Origin of the sequence: Halomonas shengliensis, from assembly GCF_900104135.1 — a bacterium.
In the GTDB taxonomy this organism is placed as follows: domain Bacteria; phylum Pseudomonadota; class Gammaproteobacteria; order Pseudomonadales; family Halomonadaceae; genus Halomonas; species Halomonas shengliensis.
This window is the reverse complement of the sequence record NZ_FNIV01000002.1, coordinates 37,785-54,912: the sequence shown is the minus strand read 5'-3', so window position 1 is coordinate 54,912 and position 17,128 is coordinate 37,785. Positions and strand designations below refer to the sequence as shown.

The following is a 17,128-nucleotide window of genomic DNA, read 5'->3' as shown; positions in this document are numbered from 1 at the left end:
CCTGCCATATCCCGCCTCTTCCGTCCCCTTCATTTTCCATTCATAACGACAAGGTCACGACCATGACTGACACCGTACGCCCGCTTGGCATCACCGATGTCGTCCTGCGCGACGCCCACCAGTCGCTATTCGCCACCCGCATGCGCCTCGACGACATGCTGCCCATCGCCGAGAAGCTCGACCGCGTCGGCTTCTGGTCGCTGGAGTCCTGGGGTGGGGCCACCTTCGACGCCTGTATCCGCTACCTCGGCGAGGATCCGTGGGAGCGGATACGGGCGTTGAAGGCCGCCATGCCCAACACCCCCCAGCAGATGCTGCTGCGCGGCCAGAACCTGCTCGGCTACCGCCACTACGCCGATGACGTGGTGGACAAGTTCGTCGAGCGGGCCAAGACCAACGGCGTCGACGTCTTCCGTGTCTTCGATGCCATGAACGACCCGCGCAACCTGGAGCGTGCCATCCAGGCGGTGCGCCAGGTCGAGGGCCACGCCCAGGGCACCCTCTCCTACACGGTAAGCCCGGTGCACACCCTGGACGGCTGGGTCGAGCTCGGCAAGACCATCGCCGCCATGGGGGCCGACTCCCTGGCGATCAAGGACATGGCCGGCTTGCTCAAGCCCTACGACGCCTATGAGCTAGTCACCAAGCTCAAGAAGGCGGTGGATATCCCCATCCATATGCAGTGCCATGCCACCACCGGCATGTCCACCGCCACCGCGCTCAAGGCCGCCGAGGCGGGCATCGACAACGTCGACACCGCCATCTCCTCCATGTCCATGACCTATGGCCACAGTCCCACCGAGTCGGTGGTGGCGATCCTCCAGGGCACCGAGCGCGACACCGGCCTCGACCTCGAGCTGCTCGAGGAGATCGCCGCCTACTTCCGCGAGGTGCGCAAGAAGTACGCCGCCTTCGAGGGCTCGCTCAGGGGCATCGACTCGCGCATCCTGGTCGCCCAGGTCCCGGGCGGCATGCTCACCAACATGGAGAACCAGCTCAAGGAGCAGGGCGCCGGCGACAAGCTCGACGACGTGCTCAAGGAGATCCCGGCGGTGCGCAAGGATCTCGGCTACATCCCGCTGGTCACCCCCACCTCGCAGATCGTCGGCACCCAGGCGGTGATGAACGTGATGATGGGCGAGCGCTACAAGTCGATCTCCAAGGAGGTCCAGGCGCTGCTCAAGGGCGAGTACGGTGCCGCCCCCGCCGAGCTCAACCAGGAGCTGCAGGCGCGCGTGCTGGAGGGGGGCAAGCCGATCACCTGCCGCCCGGCCGATAACCTCAGCCCCGAGATGGACCGCCTGGCCGCCGAGCTCAAGGAGAAGGCCAAGGCCGAGGGCATCCGCCTGGCCGAGGGCGAGCGCGAGATCGACGACGTGCTCACCTACGCGCTCTTCCCGCAGATCGGCCTGAAGTTCCTCAACAACCGCGACAACCCCGATGCCTTCGAGCCGGCGCCCCAGGCACCGGATGCCCAGGCATCGCAGCCGCCGGCGAAGGCCGAGGCCAAGGGGGGCGCGGCCGTGCCGTCCGGCCCCGAGACCTATACCGTCAAGGTCAACGGCAAGGCCTATGTGGTGGAGGTCGCCGAGGGGGGCGAGATCGGCGACGTCACCGCCCAGGGCGAGGCCCAGCCCGCCAGCGCGCCGGCCCCGGCGTCCAGCGGCGAGGCGATCACCGCGCCGCTGGCCGGCAACATCTTCAAGGTCAACGTGCGCGAGGGTGACAGCGTCGCCGAGGGCGACGTGGTGATCATCCTCGAGGCGATGAAGATGGAGACCGAGGTGCGCGCGGCGAGCGCCGGCACCGTCTCCGCCGTCAAGGTCGGCGAGGGCGACAGCGTCGCCGTCGGCGACGTGCTGATCGAACTCTAGGGGCCCCGTCATGGAGAAACTGCTTACCCTCTGGTATGGCTCGGGGCTCTACAACCTCAGCCTGGGGCAGGGCGTCATGGTCCTGGTGGGCCTGGGGCTGCTCTACCTGGCCATCGCCAAGAAGTTCGAGCCGCTGCTGCTGGTGCCGATCGGCTTCGGCGGGATACTGGCCAACATCCCCGAGGCGGGGCTGGCGCTCTCGGCGGCCGAACAGGCCGCCCACCTGGCGCGCCCCGGCGTGCTCGAGCAGATGGCCACCGCCCTGGGCACCTCCCTCGACCCCGCCGCCGGCGTCGAGGGGTGGCGCCACGCCATCGCCGAGGTCCTGCATGGCGACATCTCGCCGGCGCTGGTGCGCGCCGCCAACGACGTGGCCATGGACGCCGGTTATGCCCACGGCATGCTCTACCAGTTCTACAGCGTGGCCATCGCCTCGGGCATCGCCCCGCTGGTGATCTTCATGGGCGTGGGCGCCATGACCGACTTCGGACCGCTGCTGGCCAACCCCCGGACGCTGTTCCTGGGCGCGGCGGCGCAGTTCGGCATCTTCGCCACCCTGCTCGGGGCGGTGGGCATGACGGCCATGGGCTGGATGGACTTCTCGCTCAACCAGGCCGCCGCCATCGGCATCATCGGCGGCGCCGACGGCCCCACCTCGATCTATGTGTCGAGCATCCTGGCGCCGGAGCTGCTGGGTGCCATCGCCGTCGCCTCCTACTCCTACATGGCGCTGGTGCCGCTGATCCAGCCGCCGATCATGAAGGCGCTGACCTCGCAGAAGGAGCGCGAGATCGTCATGACCCAGCTGCGCCCGGTGTCCAAGCTGGAGAAGATCGTCTTCCCGCTGGCGCTGCTGATCCTGGTGGTGCTCTTCCTGCCCGATGCGGCACCGCTGCTGGGGATGTTCTGCTTCGGCAACCTGATGCGCGAGTGCGGCGTGGTCGAGCGTCTCTCCGATACCGCCCAGAATGCCCTGATCAACATCGTCACCATCTTCCTTGGGCTCTCGGTGGGCTCCAAGCTGATGGCCGATCGTTTCCTGGCGGTGGAGACCCTGGGCATCCTGGGGCTGGGCATGGTGGCCTTCGCCATCGGCACCGCCTGCGGGATCCTGATGGCCAAGCTGATGAACACGGTGAGCCGCATGCCGATCAATCCGCTGATCGGCTCCGCCGGGGTCTCGGCGGTGCCCATGGCGGCACGGGTCTCCAACAAGGTGGGACTGGAGTCCAACCCCCACAACTTTCTGCTGATGCACGCCATGGGCCCCAACGTGGCCGGGGTGATCGGCTCGGCGGTGGCCGCCGGGGTGATGATCAAGTACCTGGGGTGATCGCCACGGCGACCCCCCAGCCATGCCAGAAAGGCGCCTGCGGGCGCCTTTCGTCCTTTCGCGGTGGTGAAAGGGGAGGGGTCAGGCCTCGAGGAGCTCGAGGTGGCCGCGCAGCCGCGATGCCAGCGGGCTCAGGTCCACCGCGAGGTCGCGGGGCCAGCCGACGGTGAGGCGCACGCCCCGGGCGTCGTAGTCGGCCGCCTCCACGGGGATCTCGCGCTCGGCGAGCCAGGCCCGGGCCTCGGCCTCGCCGGCGAAGTCGAGGCGCAGGCGCAGCGGGTCGCGCTCCACCACCTCGCGGCGGGGCAGGGCCTCCAGGGCCTGGGCGACGGCCTGGGCGTAGGCCCGCGCCAGGCCGCCGGTGCCCAGCTTGGTGCCGCCGAAGTAGCGGGTGACCACGCAGCCCACCTGGCCGAGCCCCGAGCCCTCGAGCACCTGGAACATGGGGCGGCCGGCGGTGCCGCCGGGCTCGCCGTCGTCGGAGAAGCCGATGGCTGCCTGCTCCCCCGGCGGGCCGGCGATGAAGGCGCTGCAGTGGTGGCTGGCGTCGGGGTGGCGCCGCCGGGCCTCGGCCAGCAGCGCCTCGAAGGCGGCCACGTCGGGGGCGTGGCACACCCAGGTGAGGAAGCGGCTCCTCTCCACCTCGAGCTCGCTCCGGGTCCACTCGCCGGGCGGCAGGTCGGGCACCGGGTAGCGCATCAGGCGGCCATCTCGGCCTGGCGCACCACGCCCATCACCATGCCCAGCACCTGGATGTCGCTGTTCTTCAGGAAGATGGGGGCCATGCGCTCGTTGGCCGGCTGCAGGCGCACGCCGGACCTCTCGATATAGAGCTTCTTCAGGGTGACCTCCTGGTTGTTGATCATCACCACCGCGGTCTCGCCGTTCTCGGCGCTCTCGCACTGCTCGATGATGATCACATCGCCATCGAAGATGTTGCAATCGATCATCGAGTCGCCGCGCACGCGCAGGGCGTAGGTGTTGCGCCGCACCATGCGCCGGGGGACGTGGATATGGCTCACGCTGGGGCAGGCCTCGATGGGCAGGCCCGCGGCGACGCTGCCGAGCAGCGGCACCTCCACCAGCGCCTCGCTGGCGTCGGGTTCGGGACAGGGATGCCAGGCCTCGGCCAGGGGCAGGTTGGGGCGACGGATCATGAACCGCGTGGTGACCTCGGGCATGCTGCATCTCCTGTTGAAACATACAGTGTTTGTTGAGCATAGCAGGGCGCTCGAATCTGGCAAGGCACGCTATCCACGCGCCGCTTGATGCATGTCAACCGCGACCGGCTGACGCAGTGGGCGTCTCTGGTAGAAAAAGGCCTTTCCGTGTAGAGTCTCGAGCCAAATTACCCATGCCGGAGAGTGTCTTGACCCTGCGCCTGCAAGCCAGAGGCCTGGCCTGTGAACGGGATGATCGGTGGCTGTTCGAGGAGCTCGACCTGGACATTCGCGGCGGCGAGATCGTGCGCGTCGAAGGCCCCAACGGCAGCGGCAAGACCACCCTGCTCAAGATCCTTTCCGGCCAGCTCACCGACTACCATGGCGAGCTGTTCTGGAACGAACGACCCATGCGCCAGGCGCGCCAGGCCTTCCTGGAGAACCTGCTCTACCTGGGGCATGCCCCGGGGGTGAAGGCGGCGCTGACGCCGCTGGAGAACCTCGCCTGGTATCAGGCGCTGGCCGGCGAGGTGAGCCACGAGGCGCCGCGCCTGGCGGCGCTCGAGTCGGTGGGCCTGGCCGGCTTCGAGGACGTGCCCGCGGGGCAGCTCTCCGCCGGCCAGCAGCGCCGCGTGGCGCTGGCCCGGCTAGAGCTGACGCCGCGCCCGCTGTGGGTGCTCGACGAGCCCTTCACCGCCATCGACCGCGAGGGGGTGGCGGCGCTGGAGGAGCGGCTGGTGATCCACGCCCGCTCGGGCGGCTGCGTGCTGGTGACCACCCACCATGAACTCAAGGCCTCGCAGGAGCTCCGGCGAGTGCGTCTCGGATCGGGAGGGCCGGATGTCAAAGGCTGACTCCTCCGTGCAGCGTGATGCGGCCCACCCGGCGGCGGTCGGGGAACCCGGCGGCGGCCTGGCGGTCGCAGTGTGGGCCACCCTGAAGCGCGACCTGACCCTGATGCTGCGGCGCCGCGGTGAGGTACTCAATCCGCTGGTGTTCTTCGCCCTGGTGATCACGCTGTTCCCGATCGGCATCTCGCCCGACCCCGAGCTGCTGGCCACCATCGCGCCGGGTCTGCTGTGGGTGGCGGCGCTGCTCGCCGCGCTGCTCTCCCTGGACAGCCTGTTCCGCGGCGACTATGACGACGGCTCCCTGGAGCAATTGCTGCTGGCGCCGCAGCCGCTTGCCATGCTGGGGCTGGCCAAGGTGGCGGTCCACTGGCTGCTGACCGGCCTGCCGCTAGCGCTGATGGCCCCGGTGCTGGGCATCATGCTGGCGCTGCCCGCGGGCAGCTACCTGATCCTGGCGATCTCGCTGGCGCTGGGCTCCGCCAGCCTGAGCCTGATCGGCGCCATCGGCGCGGCGCTGACCGTGGGCCTCTCCCGGGGCGGGGTGCTGCTGTCGCTGCTGGTGCTGCCGCTCTATATCCCGGTGCTGATCTTCGGCGCCGGCGCCGTCCAGGCGGCGATTCTCGGTGACGGGGCCGCGGCCCATCTGGCCATCCTGGGGGCCCTGCTGGCGCTGGCGCTGATGCTGGCCCCCTGGGCGATCGCGGCGTCACTGCGCATCAGCATCAACGGTTGAGAGGTGGAAGAGGCATGTGGGCCTTCATTAACAAGTTGCGTTCCCCCAAGTGGTTCTACGCCATCAGCGAACGGCTGCTGCCGTGGTTCTGGGTGGCGGCGGCGGCGCTGATCCTGGTGGGCAGCGTCTGGGGGCTGGCCTTCGCCCCCGCCGACTACCAGCAGGGCAACAGCTTCCGTATCATCTATGTCCACGTGCCGGCGGCCTTCCTGGCCCAGTCGATCTTCGTCAGCATGGCGGTGTGTGGCCTGGTCTACATGGTGTGGAAGATCAAGGTGGCCGACATGGTCGCCGCCATGGTGGCGCCGCTGGGGGCCGCCATGACCTTCATCTCGCTGTTCTCCGGGGCGGTGTGGGGCGTGCCCACCTGGGGCACCTGGTGGATGTGGGATGCGCGGCTGACCTCGATGCTGATCCTGTTCTTCCTCTACCTGGGGGTGATCGCCCTGCGTGGCGCCTTCGCGAGCCGTGACAGCGCCTCCCGGGCCGCCTCCGTGCTGGCCATGGTGGGGGTGATCAATATCCCCATCATCAAGTACTCGGTGGACTGGTGGTACACCCTGCACCAGCCCGCCACCTTCACCGTCACCGGGCGTGTCGGCATGCCCATGGAGATGTGGGCCCCGCTGCTGATCATGGTGCTGGGGTTCTACAGCTTCTTCATCGCCGTCACCCTGATGCGTACCCGCAGCGAGATCCTGCGCCGCGAATCCAACAAGCGCTGGGTGCGCGAGCTGGCCGGGGAGAGACACTGATGGCCTTCGACTCCTTCAACGAATTCATCGCCATGGGGGGGCATGCCCCCTATGTCTGGGCGGCCTGGGCGGCGACCGCCGCGCTGCTCGTCGCCATCGTCCTCCACGCCCGTGCCGAGCGCCGCCAGCTGCTGCGCCACCTGCGGCGCCGCGCCCGCCGCGAGCAGCGCCTGGGAGCCGATCAGGGCGAGGCGGCGAGAGTTTCACATCAATCGGGTGGTAATCGTCATGACACTTAGCCTGACACCGAAGCGCAAGCAGAGGCTGTTCGTGATCCTGGGGCTTGTCGCCCTGGCCGCGATCGCCGTGGGCCTGACCCTCTACGCCCTGCGCAGCAACATCAACCTCTTCTTCAGCCCGGTGCAGATCGCCGCCGGCGACGCCCCCCTCGAGCGCCAGATCCGTGCCGGCGGCATGGTCAAGGAGGGCACCGTGGCGCGTGACCCCGAGAGCCTCGACGTCGCCTTCGTGGTCACCGACTACGTCGACGACCTGGAGGTACGCTACAGCGGCATCCTGCCCGACCTGTTCCGCGAGGGGCAGGGCGTGGTGGTGGTGGGCGAGCTGCAGCCCCAGGGCTGGCTGCGCGCCGACCAGGTGCTGGCGCGACACGACGAGAACTACATGCCCCCCGAGGTGGCCCAGGCGCTGGAGGAGGCCGGCTATGCGCCGGAGGACTACCAGGCCAAGGCCGCCGAGGTGGGCAAGCGGATGGAAGCCGAGCAGCAAGGCGCCACCCAGTAACCAGCGGAGAGCCCATGCAGACCCTGATGATCCCCGAGATCGGCCACTACGCCCTGGTCATCGCCATGCTGATGGCCGCGGTGCAGGGCGTGATGCCGCTGGCCGGGGCGGCCACCCGCCGCCCGCTGTGGATGGCCTATGCCCGGCCCATGGCGGCCGGGCAGCTCCTGTTCCTGGCCATCGCCTACGCCTGCCTCACCGCCAGCTACATGCTGGATGACTTCAGCGTGGCCAACGTGGCCAACAACTCCAACTCGCTGCTGCCCTGGTACTACAAGCTCAGCGCGGTATGGGGCAACCACGAGGGCTCTGTCTTGCTGTGGAGCCTGCTGCTGGCGGCCTGGGGCTACCTCGCCGCACGCTTCTCACGCGAGCTGCCCCGGGACATGGTGGCCCGGGTGCTGGGGGTGCTGGGCCTGGTGGCCACCGGCTTCCTGGCCTTCGTGCTGATCACCTCCAACCCCTTCGAGCGGCTGTTGCCCAACGTGCCCGCCGACGGCGCCGACCTCAACCCGCTGCTCCAGGACATCGGCCTGATCATGCACCCGCCGATGCTCTATATGGGCTACGTGGGCTTCTCGGTGGTCTTCGCCTTCGCCATCGCCGCCCTGCTGGGCGGCCGCCTCGACGCCGCCTGGGCACGCTGGGCCCGCCCCTGGACCAACCTGGCCTGGGCCTTCCTCACCGTGGGCATCGCGCTCGGCAGCTGGTGGGCCTACTACGAGCTGGGCTGGGGCGGCTGGTGGTTCTGGGACCCGGTGGAGAACGCCTCGCTGCTGCCCTGGCTGACCGGCACCGCCTTGATGCACTCCCTGGCGGTGACCGAGAAGCGCGGCGCCTTCAAGAGCTGGACCCTGCTGCTGGCGATCTTCACCTTCTCGCTGTCGCTGCTGGGCACCTTCCTGGTGCGCTCCGGGGTGCTCACCTCGGTGCACGCCTTCGCCAACGACCCGTCCCGCGGCCAGTTCATCCTGATGCTGCTGGGCATCACCGTGGGCCTGTCCCTGCTGGTGTTCGCCCTGCGCGCCCCGCGGGTCAGCCACAAGGTGGGCTTCACCTGGCTCTCCCGCGACGCCCTGCTGCTGATCAACAACATCCTGCTGGTGATCATGACCATCACCGTGCTGATGGGCACCGTCTACCCGCTGCTGCTCGACGCCCTGGAGCTGGGCAAGATCAGCGTCGGCCCTCCCTACTTCAACGCCCTCTTCGTGCCGCTGACCCTGGTACTGGCGCTGTTCATGGGGCTCGGCCCGGTGGCGCGCTGGAAGCAGACCCCGGTGGCGCTGCTGGTGCGGCGCCTGTGGCTGGCCGCGCTGGGGGCCGTGGTGCTGGGTGGCGCGCTGCCGCTGCTGTTCGCCGAGCGCTGGAGCCCGGCGGTGGCGCTGGGGCTGGTCGCCGCGCTGTGGATCGTGCTGCCGATGGTCCGTGACCTGGTCGACAAGACCCGAAACGCCGCCTCCGTGGGGGCCGGCCTCAAGAAGCTGTCGCTGGCCTACTGGGGAATGCAGTTCGGCCACCTCGGCGTGGCGGTGACCATCGTCGGCGTGGCCGTGGTCTCCAACTACAGCATCGAGCAGAACGTGCGCATGGCCCCGGGCGACAGCGTCGAGGTGGCCGGCTACACCTTCACCATGAACGAGCTGTCCAGCCGCCAGGGCCCCAACTTCCTGGCCGACCGCGCCAACATCACCGTGCAGCACGGCGACAGCCGCCGGAGCTTCGCCATGAACCCCGAGAAGCGCCTCTACCTGGCGACCCGCATGCCGATGTCTCAGGTGGCGCTGCGCCCCGGCTTCTTCCGTGACCTCTACGTGGCCATGGGCGAGGACCTGGGTGACGGCAGCTGGGCGCTGCGGGTGCAGTACAAGCCCTTCGTGCGCTGGCTGTGGCTGGGCGGCCTGCTGATGGCCTTCGGCGGGGTGCTGGCGGTGGCCGACCGGCGCTACCGGCGCCTGGCCACCGCGCCGGACCCCGAGGAGAAGGGTGCCCGTCCGGCGGGTCGGGAGGCCACCGCATGAAGCGTCGTCTCATCCTGCTGCTTCCGCTGGCGCTCTTCCTGGTGCTGGCGGTGTTCTTCTACCAGGGGCTGTCGCTGAACCCCTTCCAGCGTGATTCGGCGCTGATGGCGGAGACCTTTCCCGCCTTCGAGCTGACGACCCTGGAGGATCCTTCCCGCACGGTCGACGAGTCCCTGCTTCAGGGGGAGGTCACCCTGGTCAACGTCTGGGGCGAGTGGTGCCCGACCTGCAAGCAGGAGATGCCGCAGCTGCTGGAGCTTGCCGAGCGCGGTGTGCGCCTGGTGGGGGTCGACTACAAGGACACCCGTGAGAAGGGGCTGGGCTTCCTTGCGGAGTTCGGCAACCCCTTCGAGGTCAATATCTTCGACCCGGACGGCGACCTGGGTTTCGACCTCGGCGTCTATGGCGCGCCGGAAACCTTCCTGGTCGACGCCGACGGGGTGATTCGCTATCACCATACCGGTTACATCAAGCCCCAGGACGTGACCGAGGTGATCCTGCCGGAGGTGGAAAAATGGCGCGAGTGATATCGACCTCCCTGCTGCTGCTCTTCCTGCTGCCGGGGCTGGCGCTGGCCGGGGGCATCGAGGTTCGCGAGTTCGATGGCCCGGTCATGGAGCGGCGCTATGCGGAGCTGACCGCGACCCTGCGCTGCCCCAAGTGCCAGAACCAGGCCATCGATGACTCCGACTCCCCCATCGCCGGTGACATGCGCGACCGTGTCTATGCGCTGCTCAAGGACGGGCGCTCGGACAAGGAGATCCTCGACTTCATGGTGGATCGCTTCGGCGACTACGTGCTCTACAACCCGCGGCTGGAGGGGCGCACCTTCCTGCTGTGGGGGCTCCCTGCCGCCCTGGCCGTGCTGGGGCTGGTGCTGGTGGGGCTGCTGGTGCGCTCCCGCCGCAACGCCTCCGCCCAGGCGCTCTCCACCGAGGAGCGCAAGCGCCTGGATGCCCTGATCAACCGCGAGAGAACCGAATGACCCTGCTGTGGATCGCCTTCGCCCTCCTGCTGCTGCCGGCCCTGTGGCTGCTGGTGGCGCCCCTCAAGCGGGCGCGCGCGGTGCATGACGCCCAGCGCGACCATGAGGCCAACGACCGCACCGCCGAACAGAACGTGGCCGTCTTCCGGCGCCGCCTCGCCTCCCTGGAGGAGGCCCGGGAGCGCGGCGACATCGACGCGGCACGCTTCGAGGAGGACCGCCTGGAGCTCGAGCGCAGCCTGCTGGAGGACACCGAGCGCCTCAAGCGAGCACCGCTGAAGCCTTCCGCCTCCGGCCGCCTGGCGGTGCCGGTGGTGATGCTGGCGCTGGTGGTGGCCAGTGCCCTCTGGTACCAGCACGAGGGCGCCGAGGGTGACCTGGCGCTGATGGGGGTGCGCCAGGCGGTGATGAGCGACCCCCAGGGCTCCCCCGAGATGCTGATCGAGCGCCTCGAGGAGCAGGCCGCGCGCCAGCCGGAGAACCCCAACGTCTGGAGCATGCTCTTCCCGCTCTATCGCGACAGCGGCCAGGGCGACCGGGCCATCGACGCCCTGGAGCGGCTGATCGAGATCGAGGGACGTCATCCCCAGCTGCTGGCGCAGCTGGCGCAGATCGAGTTCTTCGTCGCCGGCCGCCGCCTCACCGAACGCGTCCAGTCGCTGGTCGACGAGACCCTGGAGAAGGACGCCAGCGAGCCCACCGTGCTCGGCCTGCTGGGCATCGAGGCCTTCGATCGCGGTGCCTACCAGGAGGCGATCGACCACTGGCGGCGCGCCATCGCCGGCATGAATGACCCCGGCTCGGCGGATGCGCTGCGCCAGGGCATCCAGATCGCCCAGCAGCGCCTCGGCCAGGCCCCCGAGGGTGGAGCGGCGACGGCGTCCCAGGGACCCGGCATCCATGCCCGGGTCCGCCTCGACGAGGCGCTCGCCGGCCGGCACGATGCCGACACCCCGGTGTTCGTGGTCGCCCGGGACATGGCCGGTGAGCTGCCTCCCCTGGCGGTGGCACGCCTGACCCTGGGGGAGCTTCCCGCCGACCTGGTGCTCGATGGCCGCCACGCCATGTCCCCCCAGGCCAGCCTCGCCCAGGTGGAGCAGGCGCGCCTGGTGGTGCGGGTCTCGGCGGGCGGCCAGGCCGAACCCCAGCCAGGCGACATGTTCGGCCAGCGCGCCGGCGTCGCCGTGGGCGAGACCGCCGGCGAGCCGGTCGAGGTCGTGATCGACAGCGTCGTCGAATGAGCCGCGCGGGCCGCCGTCGATGCGTCTGACCTCGATCCGCCTGGTGGGCTTTAAGTCCTTCGTCGACCCGGTCACGGTGCCCTTCGACGGCAACATGACCGCCATCGTCGGGCCCAACGGCTGCGGCAAGTCCAACATCATCGACGCCGTGCGCTGGGTCATGGGGGAGTCCTCCGCCAAGACCCTGCGCGGTGAGTCCATGGCCGACGTCATCTTCAACGGCTCCACCGGGCGCAAGCCGGTGGGGCAGGCCGCCATCGAGCTGCGCTTCGACAACCGCGACGGCACCATGGGCGGCCCCTATGCCCAGTACGCCGAGATCGCGGTGAAGCGCCAGGTCACCCGCGAGGGGCAGTCCAGCTACTTCTTCAACGGCCAGAAGTGCCGTCGCCGCGACATCGCCGACCTCTTCCTGGGCACCGGCCTGGGGCCGCGCTCCTACGCCATCATCGGCCAGGGCATGATCTCGCGGCTGATCGAGGCGCGCCCCGAGGAGCTGCGGGCCACCCTCGAGGAGGCCGCCGGCATCTCCAAGTACAAGGAGCGGCGCCGCGAGACCGAGAACCGCATGCGCCGTACCCAGGAGAACCTGGAGCGCCTGGAGGACATCCGCGAGGAGCTCGACAAGCAGCTCGAGCGCCTCAGGCGCCAGGCCGAGGCGGCGCGCCGCTACCAGCAGCTCAAGAACGAGGAGCACCGGGTCAAGGGCGAGCTGGCGCTGCTGCGCGCCCGCGCCCTGCGCGCCAGTCAGGGCGAGGAGGAGCGCCGCGTCGCCGAGCTGGAGACCGCCGTGGAGCGCGAGGTGCTGGGCCTGCGCCAGTGCGAGACCCGTCTGGAGGAGGCCCGTGCCGACCACGACCGCCTGGCCACCGAGCTCGATGCCGAGCAGGCGCGCTTCTTCGAGACCACCACCGCCATCGCCCGTCTGGAGCAGGACCTGGAGCATGCCCGGGCCCGCGATGGCCAGCTGGCTCGCGACCTCGAGGCCGCCCGCCGCGAGCTCGCCGAGCTCGACCGCCTGGGCGAGGACGACGGCGAGCGCCTGGCCGGCCTCGACGAACGCCTGGCGACCCTGGTCCCGGAGCGCGAGGCGCTGGCCGAGCGCCTGGAGGAGCTGGAGGCGGCACTGGAGGAGGCCGAGCCCGAGGCGGAGGAGGCCGACGCCGCCTGGGAGGCGTTCAGCGAGCAGTGGCGAACGGCGAGCCGCGAGGCCGAGCGCGGCCAGGACCGGCTGCGTGAGCGGGAGTCGCGGCTCGAGCGCCTGGAGGCTGACCTCACCCGTCGGCGCCAGCAGCAGCAGGAGCTGCCGGACCTCGGCGGCCTCGCTGCCCAGCACGCGGCGGCCGGCGAGGAGCTGGCCGAGCTTTCGCTGTCGCGTGAGGCCCTGGAGGAGCGCCGCGAGGCCCTCACCCTCGAGCGCGAGGCGGCCCGGGAGGCGGTGCAGCAGGCCGAGGCGGCCCGCGAGGCCCAGCGCCAGCGGCGCAGCGAGCTCTCCGGCGAGCTCGCCTCCCTGGAGGCGCTGATCGAGGCCGGGCTTGCCGACCACGACGAGGCGCTCGACGCCCACCTCGCCGACCACGACCTCGCCGCGGCACCGCGGCTGGGCGAACGCCTCGCCGTCGACCCCGGCTGGGAGGAGGTCGTCTCCTGGGTGCTGGCCCCCTGGCTGCGCGCCCGGGTCGCGCCCCTGGCCGGGCGCGAGGCGGCCCTGTCCGCCGCCCCGGCGGAGCTGGGGCTGATCGAGGCGAGCGAGGCCGAGGCGCCCGAGGCGAGCCTCGCCGCGCGGGTCGCGGGGGCCGGCGCCGCCGCACGCTGGCTGGCGGCGATCCGCTGCGTCGAGGACCCGCAGGCGGCCTGGGCCCTGCGTGGCTCACTCGCGCCCGGCGAGAGCGTGATTACCCCGGACGGCCTCTGGCTGGGGCCCGACTGGGCACGCCGCCGCGGCGCCGCCGAGGGACCGGATGCACTGCTGGTCAGCCGCCGCCGCGAGCAGGAGGCACGCACCGAGCTGGCGGCGGTGGACGACCGGCTCGCCGAGGAGGAGGCGCGCCTGGAGACGGCCCGGGAGCGCGTAGCCCACGCCGATGACGCGCTCGAGGCGTGCCGCGGCGAGGAGCGCGAACTCGACCGGCAGCACCAGCAGCTCGCCGTCCAGCAGAGCGGCCTGGCCAGCCGCCTGGAGCACCTCCAGGGACGTGCCGAGGAGCTCGACCAGGAGCTCGCCGACCTCGCCGAGTCCCGGGAGGAGGCGGTGCTCGCCATCGATGAGGCGCGTGAGGCCTGGCAGGCCGCCATGGCGCGCCTGGAGGAGGGGGCCGAGCGGCGCGAGCGGCTGGAGCGCGAGCGCCAGGCGGCCCGAGAGCGGCTCACCCAACTGCGTGGGCAGCAGCGCCCCCTGGCGGAACAGCTGCAGCGCCTGGCCCTGGAGCAGGAACGCCTGGCCGCCGAACGGGCCGGCCTGGCCGAGCAGCAGGGCCGCGCCGGCGAGGCGCGTGAGCGCCTGGAGGGCCGCCTCGAGGAGCTCGAGGAGGAGCGCGAGCTGCTGCGTGAGCCGGAGGAGGAGCGCCGCGAGCGGCTCGAGGAGCTGCTCGACCGTCGCGAACGCGAGGAGCGCAGCCTCAACGCGGTGCGTGCCCGTGCCGCCGAACTGGTGGAGCGGCTGCGCGAGGACGAGCAGGCGCGCCAGGGCCACGAGCGCGGCCTGGAGGGCATCCGCGAGCGGCTGCAGGAGTCCCGCATGCAGGTCCAGGCGCTGCGCCTCAAGGCCGAGGGGCAGGACGAGCAGCTGCGCGAGCTGGGCCATGACGCCCAGGCCCTGGGCGAGGGTCTCGACCCCAACGCCACCGAGTCCGCCTGGCAGACCCGCCTCGAGGAGCTCGGCGAGCGCATCCGCCGGCTCGGCGCCATCAACCTGGCGGCGATCGAGGAGTATGACCAGCAGGCCGAGCGGCGTGACTACCTGGAGGCCCAGCACGCCGAGCTCAGCGAGGCCCTGGAGACCCTCGACCGGGCGATCCGGCGCATCGACCAGGAAACCCGCAGCCGTTTCCGCGACACCTTCGAGCGAGTCAACACCGGCCTGCAGTCACTTTTTCCACGAGTCTTCGGTGGCGGAACCGCATGGTTGACGCTGACCGGCGACGATTTGCTGGAGACCGGGGTGGCGATCATGGCGCGCCCGCCGGGCAAGAAGAACAGCACCATTCATCTCCTCTCGGGGGGCGAAAAGGCGTTGACCGCCCTCTCGCTGGTGTTCGCCATCTTCCAGCTCAACCCGGCCCCGTTCTGCATGCTCGATGAGGTGGATGCGCCGCTGGATGATGCCAACGTGGGACGCTATGCGAAGCTGGTGAAGGAGATGTCCGAGAGCGTCCAGTTCATCTATATCACCCACAACAAGATCGCCATGGAGGCAGGCGAGAGGTTGATGGGGGTGACCATGCAGGAGCCGGGTGTCTCCCGCCTGGTGGCGGTGGACGTCGAGGAGGCCGCCGCCCTGGCGGAGGCCTGAACGCTTGAAGGAAAGCCCGAAAACGGGTAACAAGGAAGGATGACATGCTGCATCGCATGGAAGCAGGGGGATCATCGAAGGGCGATTGCGAAGGGTACTCGACGCCTGGTGTGACCAAACACCAAGGCTTGACAAACAAAAAAAGTGGCCCTTTTTTCGGCAATCGCGCTATGCTGGTGACGGACAACCATCAGGCATGGCGCCCTAGCAAAGGCTGACGACCCATGGAACTTAGAGAGTGGCTGATCATCCTGGGGTTGGCGCTGGTGACCCTCATCGTGGTGGATGGTGTGCGTCGCCTGCAGCGCCAGCGACGCATCCCTCGTCTCGATGAGGTGGCGGAAGACGCCCACAGCACCGACCCCGACGCGGCGGCCCGCGAGGCCGAAATCAACTGGGAACTGCCCAACGGAGGGGCGCGAGTCGTCAGGCCCGCGGATTACAGCCGTGTGCAACCCAAGCCCAAGCTGCAGCGCCAGGAGCATCCCGGGCCCTCCCGGGTGCTCTCCGGCTGGAAGGCGGCGACCACCGACGAGGCAGCCGAGACCGAGCAGGCGCAGGTAGCCATGCCCTCCGGAGGTGCCGCCAACCCGTCGTCGCCTGCCACCGCGCCTACCTCCGGGCGCACCGCGCCGCCGCGTCCGGCGCCCGAGCAGCCGACGGCAGCCACGCCGGGTGTGACCCAGACGCCGGAGCCAGAGCCTGAGCCAGAAGCGCCCGCCGAGGCGTCGCCGCTGGCGGCGTCCGACGAGCCGCGTGCCGAGGCCGCCCCGCCGTCGCGCCACGAGCCGACCCTGTCGGCACTGGATGACGACGATGCCGCGCCGGCTCCGGCGACGGCCGACTCGCGTGGCGAGGCACCCCTGGCCGCCGATCCCCGGGATCACGAGGAGCTCGATGACGTCGAACGCTACCGCCTGGTGGACCTCGACGGCATGGGCGACTCCCTGAAGAGTGGCTCGAAGCGCATGGGCGCCTCGGTGCAGCGCTTCGGCGCCTCCCTGCAGAAGGGGCTGGCCGAGCGGCGCGAGCAGAAGCGTCGCGAGAAGGCCCGCCGCGAGGAGGAGAAGGCGCGTCGTGCGGCCGAACAGGCCGAGCAGCGCCGCCAGGCCGAGGAGGCGTCGGCGCTTGCCGCGAAGGAGGCGGAGAGTCGGCGTCAGGCCGCGGCCGCCATGGACGAGGACGAGGGCGATCCGCTCTTCGCTCCCTCGCGCCCGGCCGCCGCCGAGGCCAACGAGACCCTGGCTCCCGAGGAAGCCGCCCTGGAAGCGTCCCGGCACAGTGACAAGGTGCGCGTGCATCCGGTGCTCGAGAAGGCCCTGCGCCACGACGTCAGCGCCGAGCATGCCCGCCTCACCCTGAGCCAGGCCGAGGAGATCATCGTGATCTCGGTGATGGCCCGCGACGACGAAGGCTTCTCCGGCACCGCCCTGCTCGACCTGATGATGGCCTGCGGCCTGCGCTACGATCGCGAGATGGGGGTCTTCCATCGCTTCGAGACCGAGGATCCCGAGAGCCGGCTGCAGTTCTCCATGGTCAACGTGGTCAAGCCCGGGACCTTCCCCATCGAGGCGATGGACGACTTCCGCACCGCCGGCATCACCCTGCTGATGCCGCTGCCGGGCGCCGAGGATTGCGGCGCGGCCTTCGAGGCGATGGTCGAGACCGCCATGGTGATCGTGCGCCACCTGGGCGGAGAACTGAAGGATGAGCATCACAGCGTGATGACCGCCCAGACGGTGGAATTCGCCCGCCAGCGCGTGCAGGAGTTCGTGCGTCGCAACCGCCTGCATCGCTACCAGGTGAACTGACCCGGCGACCAGCGCTCGTCAGCCCCGAGACGACCCCCGTGAGGCACCGCCCACGGGGGTCGTCGCTTTGATAAGCTAGGCGCACATGCCCGCCTCGCCCGTCGAGGCT

At 70.1% G+C, this 17,128-nt stretch carries 15 protein-coding genes; 13 read left to right on the top strand and 2 right to left on the bottom strand.

What is annotated here, in order from left to right:
- Positions 1-62 precede the first annotated feature (62 nt).
- Both oadA and BLP95_RS02880 read left to right on the top strand, forming a co-directional pair.
- Complete coding sequence (gene oadA, locus BLP95_RS02885) at positions 63-1,874, top strand: sodium-extruding oxaloacetate decarboxylase subunit alpha (protein ID WP_089676947.1); 1,812 nt, start codon at positions 63-65, stop codon at positions 1,872-1,874.
- Between the two features lie 10 nt (positions 1,875-1,884).
- Positions 1,885-3,207, top strand: a complete 1,323-nt coding sequence (locus tag BLP95_RS02880; RefSeq protein WP_089676946.1) for a sodium ion-translocating decarboxylase subunit beta — start codon at positions 1,885-1,887, stop codon at positions 3,205-3,207.
- 81 nt (positions 3,208-3,288) lie between these two features.
- On the opposite strand, the gene BLP95_RS02875 is transcribed toward BLP95_RS02880, so the two are convergent.
- A complete protein-coding gene (locus BLP95_RS02875; RefSeq protein ID WP_089676945.1) occupies positions 3,289-3,906 on the bottom strand; it encodes an IMPACT family protein in 618 nt (205 codons plus the stop codon).
- Positions 3,906-4,388: a transcriptional repressor LexA gene (gene lexA, locus BLP95_RS02870; RefSeq protein WP_089676944.1), complete on the bottom strand. Its 483-nt coding sequence runs from the start codon at positions 4,386-4,388 to the stop codon at positions 3,906-3,908. The genes BLP95_RS02875 and lexA overlap by 1 nt, the downstream gene beginning before the upstream one ends.
- A 188-nt stretch (positions 4,389-4,576) precedes the next feature.
- On the opposite strand from lexA, the gene ccmA reads away from it, so the two are divergent.
- The 11 genes from ccmA to zipA all read left to right on the top strand — a co-directional run bounded on the left by ccmA (position 4,577) and on the right by zipA (position 17,019).
- Positions 4,577-5,221 carry a cytochrome c biogenesis heme-transporting ATPase CcmA gene (gene ccmA, locus BLP95_RS02865; protein WP_089676943.1) on the top strand — a complete coding sequence of 215 codons (645 nt, stop codon included), beginning with the start codon at positions 4,577-4,579 and terminating at the stop codon, positions 5,219-5,221.
- Positions 5,208-5,951: a heme exporter protein CcmB gene (gene ccmB / locus BLP95_RS02860; RefSeq protein WP_089676942.1), complete on the top strand. Its 744-nt coding sequence runs from the start codon at positions 5,208-5,210 to the stop codon at positions 5,949-5,951. Before ccmA ends, ccmB begins: the two co-directional genes overlap by 14 nt.
- A 14-nt stretch (positions 5,952-5,965) precedes the next feature.
- Positions 5,966-6,706, top strand: coding sequence for a heme ABC transporter permease (locus BLP95_RS02855; RefSeq protein ID WP_089676941.1), 741 nt, complete (start codon positions 5,966-5,968; stop codon positions 6,704-6,706).
- A complete protein-coding gene (ccmD, locus tag BLP95_RS02850; RefSeq protein WP_089676940.1) occupies positions 6,706-6,945 on the top strand; it encodes a heme exporter protein CcmD in 240 nt (79 codons plus the stop codon). Before BLP95_RS02855 ends, ccmD begins: the two co-directional genes overlap by 1 nt.
- A gap of 1 nt (position 6,946) precedes the next feature.
- Complete coding sequence (gene ccmE, locus BLP95_RS02845) at positions 6,947-7,450, top strand: cytochrome c maturation protein CcmE (RefSeq protein WP_089677319.1); 504 nt, start codon at positions 6,947-6,949, stop codon at positions 7,448-7,450.
- A 26-nt stretch (positions 7,451-7,476) separates the two neighbouring features.
- A complete protein-coding gene (locus BLP95_RS02840) occupies positions 7,477-9,471 on the top strand; it encodes a heme lyase CcmF/NrfE family subunit (protein ID WP_176760227.1) in 1,995 nt (664 codons plus the stop codon).
- Positions 9,468-9,998 (top strand): DsbE family thiol:disulfide interchange protein, encoded by a 531-nt coding sequence (locus BLP95_RS02835; protein ID WP_089676938.1) that lies wholly within the window; start codon positions 9,468-9,470, stop codon positions 9,996-9,998. Before BLP95_RS02840 ends, BLP95_RS02835 begins: the two co-directional genes overlap by 4 nt.
- The gene (locus tag BLP95_RS02830; protein WP_089676937.1) at positions 9,986-10,456 is read left to right on the top strand and encodes a cytochrome c-type biogenesis protein; all 471 of its coding nucleotides are present in this window, start codon (positions 9,986-9,988) and stop codon (positions 10,454-10,456) included. The genes BLP95_RS02835 and BLP95_RS02830 overlap by 13 nt, the downstream gene beginning before the upstream one ends.
- On the top strand, positions 10,453-11,697 hold the full coding sequence (ccmI, locus tag BLP95_RS02825) for a c-type cytochrome biogenesis protein CcmI (RefSeq protein WP_089676936.1): 1,245 nt from the start codon (positions 10,453-10,455) through the stop codon (positions 11,695-11,697). The genes BLP95_RS02830 and ccmI overlap by 4 nt, the downstream gene beginning before the upstream one ends.
- 19 nt (positions 11,698-11,716) lie before the next feature.
- A complete protein-coding gene (smc, locus tag BLP95_RS02820; protein ID WP_089676935.1) occupies positions 11,717-15,208 on the top strand; it encodes a chromosome segregation protein SMC in 3,492 nt (1,163 codons plus the stop codon).
- 224 nt (positions 15,209-15,432) lie between these two features.
- Positions 15,433-17,019 carry a cell division protein ZipA gene (gene zipA / locus BLP95_RS02815; protein ID WP_089676934.1) on the top strand — a complete coding sequence of 529 codons (1,587 nt, stop codon included), beginning with the start codon at positions 15,433-15,435 and terminating at the stop codon, positions 17,017-17,019.
- The last annotated feature ends 109 nt before the right edge of the window (positions 17,020-17,128 follow it).

Coding starts and splice junctions, on each gene's coding strand:
- ccmB (WP_089676942.1), top strand. CDS start 5,208: ATGTCAAAGGCTGACTCCTCCGTGCAGCGTGATGCGGCCCACCCGGCG.
- BLP95_RS02880 (WP_089676946.1), top strand. CDS start 1,885: ATGGAGAAACTGCTTACCCTCTGGTATGGCTCGGGGCTCTACAACCTC.
- BLP95_RS02835 (WP_089676938.1), top strand. CDS start 9,468: ATGAAGCGTCGTCTCATCCTGCTGCTTCCGCTGGCGCTCTTCCTGGTG.
- ccmD (WP_089676940.1), top strand. CDS start 6,706: ATGGCCTTCGACTCCTTCAACGAATTCATCGCCATGGGGGGGCATGCC.
- smc (WP_089676935.1), top strand. CDS start 11,717: ATGCGTCTGACCTCGATCCGCCTGGTGGGCTTTAAGTCCTTCGTCGAC.
- BLP95_RS02855 (WP_089676941.1), top strand. CDS start 5,966: ATGTGGGCCTTCATTAACAAGTTGCGTTCCCCCAAGTGGTTCTACGCC.
- BLP95_RS02875 (WP_089676945.1), bottom strand. CDS start 3,906: ATGCGCTACCCGGTGCCCGACCTGCCGCCCGGCGAGTGGACCCGGAGC.
- oadA (WP_089676947.1), top strand. CDS start 63: ATGACTGACACCGTACGCCCGCTTGGCATCACCGATGTCGTCCTGCGC.
- BLP95_RS02840 (WP_176760227.1), top strand. CDS start 7,477: ATGATCCCCGAGATCGGCCACTACGCCCTGGTCATCGCCATGCTGATG.
- ccmI (WP_089676936.1), top strand. CDS start 10,453: ATGACCCTGCTGTGGATCGCCTTCGCCCTCCTGCTGCTGCCGGCCCTG.
- BLP95_RS02830 (WP_089676937.1), top strand. CDS start 9,986: ATGGCGCGAGTGATATCGACCTCCCTGCTGCTGCTCTTCCTGCTGCCG.
- lexA (WP_089676944.1), bottom strand. CDS start 4,388: ATGCCCGAGGTCACCACGCGGTTCATGATCCGTCGCCCCAACCTGCCC.
- zipA (WP_089676934.1), top strand. CDS start 15,433: ATGGAACTTAGAGAGTGGCTGATCATCCTGGGGTTGGCGCTGGTGACC.